Source organism: Synechococcus sp. RS9909, from assembly GCF_014279595.1.
GTDB lineage: Bacteria > Cyanobacteriota > Cyanobacteriia > PCC-6307 > Cyanobiaceae > Synechococcus_C.
Window position 1 is genome coordinate 1,164,302 of record NZ_CP047943.1, and the last position, 12,337, is coordinate 1,176,638.

At 65.5% G+C, this 12,337-nt stretch carries 13 protein-coding genes; 10 read left to right on the forward strand and 3 right to left on the reverse strand.

What is annotated here, in order from left to right; translation table 11 throughout:
- Window positions 1–34 precede the first annotated feature (34 nt).
- The 8 genes from SynRS9909_RS05625 to SynRS9909_RS05660 all read left to right on the forward strand — a co-directional run bounded on the left by SynRS9909_RS05625 (window position 35) and on the right by SynRS9909_RS05660 (window position 7,552).
- The gene (locus SynRS9909_RS05625; RefSeq protein ID WP_199310386.1) at window positions 35–211 is read left to right on the forward strand and encodes a hypothetical protein; all 177 of its coding nucleotides are present in this window, start codon (window positions 35–37) and stop codon (window positions 209–211) included.
- Complete coding sequence (locus SynRS9909_RS05630; RefSeq protein WP_007100011.1) at window positions 198–2,705, forward strand: AAA family ATPase; 2,508 nt, start codon at window positions 198–200, stop codon at window positions 2,703–2,705. The genes SynRS9909_RS05625 and SynRS9909_RS05630 overlap by 14 nt, the downstream gene beginning before the upstream one ends.
- Window positions 2,706–3,096: 391 nt before the next feature.
- Window positions 3,097–3,807, forward strand: coding sequence for a hypothetical protein (locus SynRS9909_RS05635; RefSeq protein ID WP_007100010.1), 711 nt, complete (start codon window positions 3,097–3,099; stop codon window positions 3,805–3,807).
- Between the two features lie 121 nt (window positions 3,808–3,928).
- Window positions 3,929–4,276 (forward strand): hypothetical protein, encoded by a 348-nt coding sequence (locus tag SynRS9909_RS05640; protein ID WP_007100009.1) that lies wholly within the window; start codon window positions 3,929–3,931, stop codon window positions 4,274–4,276.
- A 3-nt stretch (window positions 4,277–4,279) separates the two neighbouring features.
- The gene (locus SynRS9909_RS05645; RefSeq protein ID WP_007100008.1) at window positions 4,280–4,684 is read left to right on the forward strand and encodes a hypothetical protein; all 405 of its coding nucleotides are present in this window, start codon (window positions 4,280–4,282) and stop codon (window positions 4,682–4,684) included.
- Window positions 4,681–5,214 (forward strand): hypothetical protein, encoded by a 534-nt coding sequence (locus SynRS9909_RS05650; protein WP_007100007.1) that lies wholly within the window; start codon window positions 4,681–4,683, stop codon window positions 5,212–5,214. Before SynRS9909_RS05645 ends, SynRS9909_RS05650 begins: the two co-directional genes overlap by 4 nt.
- 32 nt (window positions 5,215–5,246) lie before the next feature.
- Entirely contained in the window at window positions 5,247–6,854 is a 1,608-nt protein-coding gene (locus SynRS9909_RS05655; RefSeq protein ID WP_007100006.1) for a hypothetical protein, read from the forward strand.
- A 68-nt stretch (window positions 6,855–6,922) separates the two neighbouring features.
- Window positions 6,923–7,552: a sigma-70 family RNA polymerase sigma factor gene (locus tag SynRS9909_RS05660; RefSeq protein WP_240307696.1), complete on the forward strand. Its 630-nt coding sequence runs from the start codon at window positions 6,923–6,925 to the stop codon at window positions 7,550–7,552.
- An 85-nt stretch (window positions 7,553–7,637) separates the two neighbouring features.
- Here SynRS9909_RS05660 and SynRS9909_RS05665 read toward each other — a convergent pair whose 3' ends face one another.
- On the reverse strand, window positions 7,638–8,945 hold the full coding sequence (locus SynRS9909_RS05665) for a hypothetical protein (RefSeq protein ID WP_162858279.1): 1,308 nt from the start codon (window positions 8,943–8,945) through the stop codon (window positions 7,638–7,640).
- A 369-nt stretch (window positions 8,946–9,314) separates the two neighbouring features.
- Between SynRS9909_RS05665 and SynRS9909_RS05670 the strand changes: the two genes are divergently transcribed.
- Window positions 9,315–10,892, forward strand: coding sequence for a DUF4055 domain-containing protein (locus SynRS9909_RS05670; RefSeq protein WP_007100004.1), 1,578 nt, complete (start codon window positions 9,315–9,317; stop codon window positions 10,890–10,892).
- Between the two features lie 37 nt (window positions 10,893–10,929).
- Here the strand turns inward: SynRS9909_RS05670 and SynRS9909_RS05675 are convergent, their stop codons facing one another.
- Together SynRS9909_RS05675 and SynRS9909_RS05680 are read right to left on the reverse strand one after the other, a co-directional pair.
- A complete protein-coding gene (locus tag SynRS9909_RS05675; RefSeq protein WP_007100003.1) occupies window positions 10,930–11,418 on the reverse strand; it encodes a DUF3368 domain-containing protein in 489 nt (162 codons plus the stop codon).
- On the reverse strand, window positions 11,382–11,729 hold the full coding sequence (locus tag SynRS9909_RS05680; protein ID WP_205407504.1) for a UPF0175 family protein: 348 nt from the start codon (window positions 11,727–11,729) through the stop codon (window positions 11,382–11,384). The genes SynRS9909_RS05675 and SynRS9909_RS05680 overlap by 37 nt, the downstream gene beginning before the upstream one ends.
- Window positions 11,730–11,838: 109 nt before the next feature.
- Between SynRS9909_RS05680 and SynRS9909_RS05685 the strand changes: the two genes are divergently transcribed.
- Window positions 11,839–12,336: a hypothetical protein gene (locus SynRS9909_RS05685; protein ID WP_186593799.1), complete on the forward strand. Its 498-nt coding sequence runs from the start codon at window positions 11,839–11,841 to the stop codon at window positions 12,334–12,336.
- Window position 12,337: the final 1 nt, after the last annotated feature.

Consider the following 12,337-nt stretch of genomic DNA (forward strand, 5'->3'; position numbering starts at 1 on the left):
GATTCGACATGCCGAGGTTCCCATGCCCTCGATGATGACCCCGCTCTCCGTGCAGTTCACGCTTGAGCAGCGGGACTGGCTGGATGCGCGCACCCGTGGCGGTGTGCTCTCGCGTTCCTCGGTGATCCGCCTCATCGTGGCCGAGGCCATGGAACGCGAGCAGCTTGCCAGCAAGCCCCGCCAGCGCCAGGGGCTCGATGGCCAGCGCTGAAGCGGCCACCAGTCCCACTCAGGCCTGTATCAACCGCACTGCCGCCGAGCAGTTCCTCTCCCTGCTGGGCAAGGACCAGGCCAGCGCCCGGCTGCGCGCCTTCCCCCACCGCGCCAACCCAGCCAAGGCGGTGATCGGTGCCCGCAAAGGCCCGTTTGACCTTGATGCGGCCGAGCAGTGGCAGCGAGAAGGCCGGGGCATCTACCTGGTGATCAACGACGGCGGCGACCGCAAATGCGAGATCACGGCCTGCAGGGCGTTCTTCGTGGAGTGGGACGACCGGCCGATCGCCTGGCAGCTGAATGCCTGGAAGGAGCTGGGGCTGCCGGAGCCCTCGCTGATCGTGCTCAGCGGCGGCAAGTCGGCCCACTGCTACTGGCTACTCGACACACCGATCCCGCCGCAGGAGTGGGCACCGCTGCAGGCGGAGCTGATCGCCTACGCCGGCGGTGATCCCCACTGCAAGGACGCCTCACGCGTGTTGCGGCTGCCGGGCTGCTGGTACATCGATGCCGGCGGGCAGCCCACCGCCCTGGTGGAGCTGGTGCACGTGAGCGGCCAGCGCTACGCGCCGGAGGACATCGCCCTGGCGCTGCTGCCCGATGAGTTTGCCGAACCGGTTGCAGATGCCGCACCGCAACCAGAGATTCCCCTGCAGCAGCCCTACGAGGTTCCAGGCACTGGCATTCCGCTGCCTGAGCTGGGCGATGAGGACTTTGGCCCGCCACGGCCGTTGGAGCAGATCCGCGCCGCCCTGGCGGCCATCCCCCGCCGCGTGGCGGGCAGCAACACCTACGCCGACTACCGCAACCTCCTCTGGGGCCTAATCCAGGCCTGCGAGCAGGCCGGCCACGACCGCGAGCTGGCGATCGCCCTGATGGAGGCCCACAGCCCCTCAGCCAGCTGCGGCTGGGACATCCGCCAGGTGGCCAGCTCCGGCGGTGAGCAGATCAACGCTGCCACCTTCTGGTTCCATGCCCGTCAACACGGCTGGTTGCCACCGGAGTCGGCTCATACCCCCAGGCCCCCTGGGGTACAGGCGACAGGCAGCCGCCGACATCAGAGCGACACCGGCGGTCGCCATCCCGGCGGCAAGGGCGGCGAGCGCAGCAGCAATGCCAGGGGCACCAAGGGTTCCGGGCCTGGCCCGCAGCGTTTCTCCCCCAGACCCGACACCCGGGTGTGCTGGGGAAAGGTGCACCTGCCATTCAATCGACGCTTTAACGCCCTGGAACACTGCATCCGCTCCCTGGTGGCTCGGGAGCGCAACAGCCTGCGCCGCAGTGCCCGCGTGCGAGAGGCCCACGCTGCTCTGCAACTCAAGAACGCCTTGCGGCTGCAGGAGATAGGCCAGCTCACCCTCGAGGCCCTCGATCTGCGCAACGGCAATCGCTTCCACCCCCTTACGGAAGACGAACGGGCTGCCATGCCCCCACCGGCGGTGCAGTGGGAGATTCCGCTCTGCATCCCTCGCGCCGATCTGACGATCATTGGAGGGCGGGCCAAGGTGGGCAAGACGCGGCTGGTGCATGCTCTCGCCCGCTGCCTGCTCTGCGCCGAGGATTTTCTTGGCTTTGGGGCACCGGAGGAACCGCGGCCGGTGATCCTTGTGACTGACGATCAGGGCGACGGCGATACCGCCCAGATGCTTCAGCAGCTGGGGATCTGGGATCACCCCTTGCTGCTGTGGTCACGCCGGTTCAGGGTCACCGAGGCCAACCTCGACGCACTTCTGAGTTGCCTGGCCGAACACCGCGGGGCGGTGCTGATTCTTGATTCGTTGCGCTCGATCACCCGCAGCTGCTGCTTTGGCGAGAACGACCCGGAGATGGGCTCGCTGATCTACGACCTCAAGCACCAGGTCACCGACGCCGGCGGCACCATGCTGCTGATCCACCACTGCAACAAGGCCAACGACACCACCGGCACCGAGGCCCTCTCGGGTCACAACGCCATCGCCGGTGCGGCCAACACAATCCTCACCCTGCACTACCTGGCCAAGGGCAACCGGCTGATCAAGGATTCACCCCAGCGTCGGCTCGTGCGTGAGGCCCGCTCTGGCCCGCCAGCGGATCTGGTGGTGTCCATCGACGGCAACACCGGCTCGTTCGCGCGACTCGGCACCTACGACGCGCTGCAGGAGCAGCAGGAGCAGGAGAGCGATTTGGATCGCGCCGCCCAGCGGGTGCGTAAGGCCAGCGAGAAGCAGAAGCAGGCGCTGCGTTATCTCCAGGCCCTGCATACCAATGGACTGGCTGGTGTTGGACTGCTGGAGCTGGTGCAGGCGATCGGCGCGGCGCCTGCAGAAGCGCGCCTGAAACGGGATCTGGAGGGAGAGGCGCTGAGCATCTACAACGCCCTCGGCCGTTTCCTCAGCAACCTGGACGGCCTGGTCATGGCCACCCGTGTGGGCACCAGCGGCCAGAGCTACTACCTGCGCTACGGCCTCAGCGATGCAGGCGCGGAGTGGCTGTCGCGTGAGTTCGATCTGTAGGGGGTGCTTCTTTGAATTCTTTGCACTCCCCTGCACTGCAACCGATCTGGCCGGGTCTGCGGCGTGCGATCTGCCCTGCATGCTTTCGATTCTTTGCTGCCATCCCACGGCCTGAGCAACGCAGCGCCTTTGGTCCCGACGCTCACCAGATCAGGGCTGAATTCATCGTTTTCTTTCCCCTCCACTGCGCTGCAGGCGGTCTGAGTGATTTTTGGGGTGTGATTTCTTGGCCATTCTTTGTGTTCTTTCAGGGCCTGGGCCTGTGGCCTCCTGGGGGCCAAAGAATGTCCAAGAATCGAAAGAATTCGCCGCGCCCAGACCACCCCAGATCAACTGCGCCAGAAGGGAATACAAAGAAAAGAACGAATTTAGTGTTTCATGTGAGGCTGCGGTGATCAGGTGTTCTCTCCCCACAGCCAGCTCTGCTGTTGCTGACCCCAGCAACTGGCTGGCACCGATCCCAGGCCTGCGGCGCACTGACCCCGAGCACCGCTACTGGCTGGGGGATCACCTCTTCGCAGTGTCCGTCACCGGCGTGGTCGGCTCAGCCAAGAGCGACTGGGCGATGGCCCGCATCGAGGCCACCCGCCACGTCTGGGAGCCGCGGGGCCACATCGTGCACCTGGCGCTGGAGGCGCTGCTGCACAGCCGCTTCCATCCCCTGCCCCAGCAACGCCAGCAGGCCAGCCGCCAGCTGGAAAACCTGCGCTCTGGCAACTACCGGGACTGGATCGAGCCGCTGCTGGCCCACCCCCACTGGCAGCAGGTGACGGTGATCGCTTCCGAGCGGCCCACCTGCTGCCTGATCCGCAACCTGGCCGGCACCTACGACACCGGCTACATCCAGCACGCCGATGGCCTGCGGGTGCTCGCTGACCTCAAGACCCTCTCGCGGCCTGGATCGGGCAGCTACTGCACCCGCGCCCAGCTGGGCGGCTACATGGTGCTGGAAGCCACCTGGGGCGTGCACTACGACGCCGGCCAGACGATCTGGGCCCGGCCGGGGGAGACCCGCTTCTCGCCGCTGTATTCCCGCGAGGAATGCCTGGCGGCCTGGGCATCAGCGTGGGCGGGCTACGTGGGCCGCTCTCGGCCCTGGTGAGCCAGCCGCCAACCAACGCAGCAGGCTCGTTGTACCGAATCAGTGCATTCGGACTATCGAGCCGCTATGGTTTGTTGCAGGTCGATTACTCGCGTCTCTTTGTCCCTCGCTGGCTCTGCTGATGGCTGCCACCACCGCCAGCTCTTCCTCAATGGCTAGCGCTGCCCTCGACGCGTTGCTTGATCGCATCACGGTCCTCAAGCTGCAGCAAAAAAGCATCGACGCCGAGCTCTCCTCGCTGCTGGAGCAGCTCAGCGGGGCCCTGGAGGCCGGCGAGCTGGATGCCAACTTCTCCCACAACGGCTGCAGCTTCTCCTGGTCGGCCGGGCGCACCAGCTACGCCTACCCCGAGCCACTGAAACAGCAGGAGCAGGCCCTCAAGGAGGCCCAGCGGCTGGCTGTTGCCACCGGCGCCGCCACGGAGAAACAGGGCAAGGCGTTCTGGACGATCAAGCCGGGCCGGAGCTGAACGATGGCCAATCCCCAGAAGCGCAAGGGGGATGCGGCCGAGCGGGAAGCGGCCCAGCTGCTGAGTGATCTCTTGGGCCTGGTGGTGCGCCGCAAGCTCGGGGCCGGCCGCACCACCACGGCCGGCGGTGACACCGGCGACCTCGATGGCGTGCCGGCCCATGTGATCCAGGTGGCCAGCTGGGCCAACACCGCCGCCGCGGCCCGCCTCAAGCCAGACGAGGCCGCCCTGCAGGCCGAGCACGCCGCCGTGCCGTTCGCGGCGACATTGGTACGTTTCCGCGGCGGCACCTGGCGGGTGGTGCTCACCCCTGAGCAGTGGGCCGCCTATGTGCGGCTGATCCTGAGGCAGTCCCCCCAGGGGACGGCGCTCCCTGCTCTGCCGCCCAGTCGTGGAGGGGGAGCATGAGCCCCGAGCAGCCACCGACAGCGGTCGCTGGCTCAGAACCAGGCACTGAGTCGCTGGATGAGCTGCGTGCTGCCCCGACCCAGCAGGACGACGACGGCAACCCGATCTGGCCGGCCGCCGACCCCAGCCGGCCAGTCGGCAAGGGCAATCCGCCCCGGGGCCGCCGCAACCCGATCCACAAACCGCGCGCCACCCACATGGAGGTGGAGACCCGCATCGCCGAGGCGCAGCTGTGGATCGCCCAGCGGCTGCCACTTGCACAGATCAGGGAAAAAGCAGCCCAGAACTGGGGAATCACCAACATCAAAACGATCAGCCGCTATTTGGCGCTGGCGCGACAGCGAATGGTGGAAGAGCTGCTCACCGACCGGCGCCGTCACCAGGCCGAGCAGATCTTTGCCCTCAATGACTGCGCCCGCCGGGCGATGGACGCGGGCCAGTTCAACGCTGCCGTCGGCGCCTTCCGGGTGATCGCTGAGATCGGCGGGCTGCTGCGAGCCCCCATCAAGCCGCCGGAGCCACGGGCATGAGGACAGCTCCGGCCACAAGGGGACTACCATCGGTGCCCCTGCCCCAAACCTCTGCCGCTGCAGAGGGTGGCTTGCTGCCGGAGCTCGACCCCTGGGGCGACGCCGGCCTGCTGCACCTCCCCACAACCACCACAGCCAAGCCAGCGGAACCCCAGAGCCTGCGCAGCTTCATCGCCGAGGCCTACCCCCGCTACGGCTTCCACCGCTGGGCCGGGCTTCTGATCGAGCTGCTGCAGGCCGTCGCCGATGGCCAGCTGGGCCGCTTGATCGTCACCTGTCCGCCCCGGCTGGGGAAGAGCCTCTTGGTCTCAAAGCTGTTCCCGGCCTACTTCCTGCAGCGCTACCCGCATCTCTTCGCGGCGATCGCGTCGTACTCGGCGGAGCTGGCCTATGCCCACTCCCGAGAGGCGCGCCACTTCTACCGGGTGACCGGCCACCTGCTGGCCCGCGATTCGGCGGCGGTGGGCAACTGGCTCACCCGGCAGCGCGGAGGCTGCATCGCTGCTGGTGTGGATGGCCCGTTCACGGGCAAGGGCTACAGCCTCGGGATCATCGACGACCCCTACAAGGGCCCTGGCGATGCCGCCAGCCCGGCGCTGCGGCAGAAGCTGATCGACTGGCTGCGCTCGGTGTGGCTCACCCGCGCCGAACCGGCCTCAGTGCTCGGGCCGGACGGCAGCACTCAGCCGAACCTCTCGGCGCAGGTGGTGGTCCTCACCCGCTGGGACCACCAGGACGTGATCGGCTGGCTGCTGGAGCAGGAGCTGGGGGAAGCCCCGCAGCACTGGACCGTGCTGGACCTGCCGGCCATCGCTGAGGACCCGACCGATCGCCCCCAGCTGCCGCCCACCTGCACCCTGATCCCCGACTGGCGGCAGCCGGGAGAAGCCCTGTGCCCGGAGCGGTTCCCCCTGCCGGAACTGCTCAAGATCAGGGCCCGTCTCGGGGCCTACTGGTGGGCGGCGCTTTATCAGCAGCGGCCCAGCCCGGCGTCTGGATCCATCTTCCTGAGGCAGTGGATCCGGCCGCCCTTCCCCCGAGAGGGCGGCAGCCAGCGCCACTACGCCCTGCTGGCGCTTTCGTGTGACCTGAGCTTCAAGGGGGAGGCGGAGAGCGACTACTGCGGCTTCTGCCTGGCTGGCCTGCTGGCGCCACCGGCTTGGAATGCCATCCCCCGATCGGGTGAACCCCAGGGGCAGATGGCGCCAGCGGCACTTGAGATCGAGGTGCTCTGGGCCGCTCGGCACCGCTTTGGCCTGCCGGAGGTGATCCGTTTCCTGCTGGGCTGTCTGGAGGCGCTTGAGCAGCAGGGGCTGCGCCCCAATGCCGTGCTGATCGAGGACGCCGCCAACGGGCCGGCGGTGCTGCAGTCCCTGCGGCGGCGGGTGCCGGGGATGCTGCCGATCACTGCGAGAGGCAGCAAGGAAACCCGCGCCCATGCCGTCGCCCCCCTGGTGGAGTCGGGACAGATCCGCTTTCACCACCGCGCCCAGCCGCTGGTGGAGGAAGCCATTCGCTTCCCCAAGGGCAGCAAGGACCTGGTGGATGCCTTCTGCCACGGTGCCCTGTGGCTGGAGGGCCGCTACTGGAAGGCCCAGGGCATCCAGCCGGTGGTGACACCGCTTCTGGTGAGCCGGTGAGCATGCCGATGGTGTCCGCAGTGCGGGAACATCCCAAGCCTTCCGCAGTGGAGAGCCCACGCCCTGCCGTGCTAACTCCTGCTGCTGTGCAGCTGGTGCTGCCGCTCATGGTGGTGTTGGTGGGCGATGCCGCCGGGGCGGAGCGGATGCTGCGGCGACGGCGCTATCGCAGGCCGGCGTGCCATGCCCGTGCGCAGCAGCTGGAGATCAACCTCCATGCTCCAGTGCGACACCACCCCGGAGCCCAGGGTCAGCGGCCTCAGCGCTGCAGGCCCCGGCGAGAGCGGCCGGTGCGGCCCCATGCCGCTGCCGATGCCCTGGCGCTGCAGCACAGGGACCTGGCGGAGAAGGTCGCCGGCAACTTTGCCCGCCGCACTGTCCACCCCAAGGAAGACCTGCTGCAGCTGGCGATGATCGGCTTGATCAAGGCGGCTCGACGGTATGACCCTTCACGGGGACCGTTTCGGCCCTATGGCCGCACCTACGCCAATGGAGAAATCACCCACTTTCTGCGGGACAACGGGTTCCTGCTGAAGGTGCCGCCCACCTGGCGGGAGATTCATGCGCGAGGGCAGCGGTTACTCACCTCAGGAGTTGGTGTCGGCGAGATGCTGGAGCAAATAGGGCTTAGCCGCGAGCAGTGGGTTCAGATTGCTGAGGCCTGCTCAGTGCGGGTGGTTGCCTTCCCTGTTGATTGAATGCTCCTGATCAGCGGTGGGAAGTAGCTAGGTAGACACATCAGAAGCCTTTGGCCCCATCCGCTGGATCTGGATGTTGGGTGGCCTAAGCAACTTTCTCTGCTTCGTCCTGCGCATACTTCACGAGCCATCCCTTAGGGGTTACTTGAATTGTCTTTCGTCGCTTATCTCCTTCATCTTGTGTGCTAACCAGTAATCCAGCATCCTCTAAGTCTTTGACATGCGGACGCAAGGCCATGGAACTATTGAATTCAAACTCTTGAAAATCACTAGGAGAGAAGACGCCACCAAGGCTTACTGCGACTGAGAAGACCTCCCATGCCCGAGGTTTCAACGTTGACTGTGCAGCATTGAGTGCCGCAGACGCCTCTGCATGTAACCACTCGCTAAAGACACTGCGCTTTTCATCAAGAGTTTCTGGGAGATCACGTTCAGCCACCCATTGGCAAAAGTTATCCGCCCTTCCCAGTGTGCTACGGAGATTGCGATGCAAAATATGGTACAAGACCTCAAAGTCCTCTAAGCACAGCGGCAAATACACGCCTTGGGACTCTGGCGCGGCATAAGCAGTAAGACGTGAGCGATAGATCTCTGCAGACAAGGTGTTATCAACGCCGTCAACTTCTATTGGCGTATGCAAGAATCCTTCAAGTCGTGGGGAGGAAACTGTGCCCAGGACGATCCCGAGAGCGCCACACAAAACCCAGCGAAGACCAGGTATTACAAGAAGTCTGTCCCTGAGTTTCTCAAGAAGCTGCCGCACAGTGTCTGAAGTCTGCAATAGCTCCAAGTTGTCGATTACGCAGATAACTCCGCCATCGTTCTGAGTGGGAAACAACTGCTTCAGCCAGAGCTCAACTTCTTTGCGAAAACCACTTCGCTCAAAGCCGGACGAGGTGTTTGTTTCTGAACTTTCCCCTATGTTTGCACCATTGCCTACGATTGAGAAGCCTCCCTGCATTCCGCTGATCTGTGGCGAGTTCAGCCATTTATCGATTGGCCCTGTTTTAATTGAGTCACATAGACCTTGAATTGCCTTGGCACGATCGATCAGAGTTTGCGCCACTGCCATTAAGACCTCGTCAATAAAGTCATCGGCATCCTTGCTTGTGTCCAACTGAAAGACCTTGTTGCATGGTATTAACAGAGGACCATTCCATCCCGAGAGACAATCTCGATACGCCTTAAACGCAGCAACATTGACCAGGCTTGTCTTTCCGACGCCATTCAGCCCTTCAATGGTCGCTATCTTGGGCGGATTGAACAGTTTTCTTTTGAGACTGGCAAGTTCTCTTTCTCTCCCAATAAGGAGTTGCTCTCCTAGCTCAGAGGGCGGCAATGGAGTCACCTGAAATGGGGAATCGTCAAATCTCCATTCTTGATAGATATTCATGACTCCTATGATTGTTAATGGCCTGTGTGCGAGACTCTAGCTAAGATTTTGGCTTTGCCAAGCGCCTCTAGGCAGTCCTCCTAACGCTATATGAGCGGATCCTCGGTAAAAAATAGCCAGGCCCCTGTTGATCCGTATAAGAACTCGAAGTCATTACCGGTTTAACCCTAAACCAACTGCGTAGTAATCACCCTCGGGCAGATGGCTCATCAAGCCTGGTTCATATGCGGACCCGCATATGAACCCTTGCCCCTCGTCCTGGCCGAGCCGCTTACCCGGATGATCTGACTGGAACCCTGCAGATTCTGCATAGCTTTCCCGGTTGCCAATCACGGCCTCTGGCAATGGCTTCGACCCCACCAGCAGCCCGTGCCCACCACCCGCCGCCGCAGGACAACTACCCCCAGCAGCCCCTCCTCCCCACCAGCGCTGCAGCTCCAAGCCCCTGACCAGCCCCCCTGGCTGGAACACCCCACCCTCTCGGGTCTGAGGGACCGTCTCCAGCTGGTCTACGACTGCTGGACCCTGCTGGAGCTGCCTGACGGCACCAGCCGCCGGTCGGTGTATCTGCCCCGCGGCATCGAGGAGCCAGAGACCTGTTATCTCAAGCGCCTGGAAGCGGCCCGGCCCACCAGCTTCTACCGCGATGCCCTGCGCACCTACGCGGGGATGCTGTCGCGCCTGAGCTGGCAGGAGCTTCCTGATTCGCTAAGCCGGGTGGCCACCGACGTGGACGGCCAGGGCACGGATCTGGGGGTGTTCCTGTTCCTGGCCGACCTGCTCACCCTGCGGGATGGCGGCTGTCTGATCCTGCAGCTGCCGCCCCAGCACCACTGGCCTTCAGAAGGGGACCGGCTGGAAGCCCTCGCCAAGGGCGATCGGCTTTCGCTGCCGCGGCTGCAGCTGGTGCCCAGGGGCGACCTGCTCAACTGGCGCCTGCCCACCGATGGCACCAGCGGTGCGCCGGCATCGGGTCCGGTGGAGATCGTCTGGCGGGAGCCGCGCCGCCAGGCCCTGCCGCCCCGCTTCGCCACTGGCAATGCCGCCGTGGCCACGGTCGTGCTCGATGCCCACGGCGGGCTGGTGCCGGACCCGCAGGCTTGGCTCTACCGCAGCCTGTCGCTGAGCGACGACGGCCTGGTGCTGCGCAGCTGGCAGGCCAACCCCAATCCCGGTGCTGCCGATGGCTACGACGTGGTGCCGGTGGGGGAGCCGGAACGGATGCCCCAGCGCTTTGACATACCGGCCCTCTGGTACTCGGTGGATGGCACCGCCTTTGGTGAGGGCGACCTTCCCCACCTGGGCCTGGCGCACCAGTACCTCAACCACTACCGCTGCCGCAGCGAATACGAAGACCTTCTCTCCCGCACGGCCCTGCCGGTGGGTGTGCGCACGGGCCTGGTGGATGCCTACGGCTTCCGCCGCAGTGATGGCGCCCTCGGCTCTGGTGCAGGGACAGGGGGAACAGATGCCCAACGCCCCCAGCGGCTGGTGCTCTCCACCTCCTCCTTCATGGACTTGCCGGAGGGCGCCACGTTCCAGTGGGTCGAAATAGAAGCCCGGTCACTGGCAGAGCACCGGGCCTACCTGCAGCAGCTGGAGGAGGCCATGCGCCGCGACGCCCTGATCCCCGCCGGCGGCCACGGTCCAGCCCGCACCGAGCTGGAGATTTCCCTGACTGCCGGCCAGAGCTTTGCAGTGCTGCAGTCGCTGGCGGGCCAGAAGAGTTCGATGCTCAGCACCCTGCTGCGCCAGTGGACCCGCCTCACTGGCGAAAAGCTTGCGGACACGCCGGCCTGCAGCGTGGAGATCTGCCCGCTGGTGCCGCCGCAGCCACCGCGCAAACCCCAGCCCTCGGTGCAGGAGTGGCTGGTGCTGCATGAGCGGGGGGTGATCGACGGCGTGGAGCTGCGCCAGCAGCTGGGGATCGATGGCAACGCTGACTGAAGACCCGTGGCCTGGGACTGTTTGCGGCGGTGGCCGTTCACTCCCCACAGCGATCCAGCACGGCCTGGATCACCGCCGGTGCAATGCGGAAATCGCTGGCATGCAGTGCAGCGAACACGGCTCTGGCAGAGGCGATCAGGCCGCGTTGGCGGGCCAGGCCGATCACGGCAGCGGTGCCGGCCACGCTGAGGCCGAGCTCCTGGCCCACCGCTCGACCGGCGCGCTCATCGATCAACAGCAGCACCGGCTCGCCGCAGCCCAGAGCCAGGCGGATGCTGGCCGCCTCCCCCTCGTCGAGATCGGGTAGCGCCGGCTCGCTGGTGTCAATCGCGGTGGCCTGCAACCAGCCCGCCGCGAGGGCCTGCTGGATCGGGGCTTCCGTATCTGGATAGCGGCCCGTGAGCACCTCAGCCAGCACCACATCGGTGACCACAACCTCGGTGAACAGCTGCTGCAGCCAGAGCAGCCCGTTCACCCGGGCCAGCGCGATCAGCGGGCTGGCGTCGCTGATGACGATTGCAGCCACTGTTCCAGGGTGTCGAGATCGGCGTTGGTTTCAGCGGCCGTGAGCCGGATCGCAGGGATGCCCAGGCGGCCGAGGTGGGAGATGAAACTGGCCACATCCATCTCGGCCACGCGGGCAGAGCGCACCAGCGACAGCTCACCATCGCGGAACAGGGCCGTCGCCAGCGCTGCCCGCACACCCGGCGCCTGCAGCACGCCCCCCTCTTCCAGGCCGATCAGCAACGCATCGGGATGGTCGCGGTTGAGCACCACGACCGGGCCGCTCCTGGCTTGACGTAGTGCCTCAGCGGGGTTGTGCTTGAGCCCGCTCATGCTCACCGCATGCATGGCCCATCCCTCCAGTGATGATCAGATGGGATCAAGCTAAGGGATAGAAGCTAGGGATGAACCAAGCCGAGGGGTTGAGCTGGCAAGGGTCGGCATGACCCAGTCCTCCCTACCCAGCTGCAGCTGGCGCCCTGGCGACGCCGAGGCCCTGCGCATTGCCCTGTCCATCCCCGTCACCAGTGCCGCCCTGGCGGCCCTGAACCGGGAGATGGCCCAGCTGCAGACCCATTACCCCACAGGGGTCTGCACCGCCCAGGGCTATCTCGATGCCATTGCGGCGCTGGATGAGCAGCTGGCCGCACTGACACCGGCAGAGGTGAACAGCCCGGTGCGCAGCCGGCGCAAGGGCGTGGCCGGTGGCGTGGTGCCCAACCCACTGCCATTGAGCAAGTTGGCGGTGGTGGAGTACGCCACCGAGCTGCTGCTGGAGGAAACCGAGAGCGAGTGGGACCCCGCGGGACCGTCGCCGGCGGTGGTGCTGGGGAAACAGCGCAGCCAACACATCGGCCAGCTGGCGCTGCTGCTGCCGCGGCTGGCCAACTGGCGCCAGTGCAATCCCGACCCCTTCCGGGGATCGCTGCTGCGGGGCTGAG

Coding starts and splice junctions, on each gene's coding strand:
- SynRS9909_RS05650 (WP_007100007.1), top strand. CDS start 4,681: ATGAGCCCCGAGCAGCCACCGACAGCGGTCGCTGGCTCAGAACCAGGC.
- SynRS9909_RS05640 (WP_007100009.1), top strand. CDS start 3,929: ATGGCTGCCACCACCGCCAGCTCTTCCTCAATGGCTAGCGCTGCCCTC.
- SynRS9909_RS05645 (WP_007100008.1), top strand. CDS start 4,280: ATGGCCAATCCCCAGAAGCGCAAGGGGGATGCGGCCGAGCGGGAAGCG.
- SynRS9909_RS05625 (WP_199310386.1), top strand. CDS start 35: ATGACCCCGCTCTCCGTGCAGTTCACGCTTGAGCAGCGGGACTGGCTG.
- SynRS9909_RS05685 (WP_186593799.1), top strand. CDS start 11,839: ATGACCCAGTCCTCCCTACCCAGCTGCAGCTGGCGCCCTGGCGACGCC.
- SynRS9909_RS05665 (WP_162858279.1), bottom strand. CDS start 8,945: ATGAATATCTATCAAGAATGGAGATTTGACGATTCCCCATTTCAGGTG.
- SynRS9909_RS05630 (WP_007100011.1), top strand. CDS start 198: ATGGCCAGCGCTGAAGCGGCCACCAGTCCCACTCAGGCCTGTATCAAC.
- SynRS9909_RS05680 (WP_205407504.1), bottom strand. CDS start 11,729: ATGAGCGGGCTCAAGCACAACCCCGCTGAGGCACTACGTCAAGCCAGG.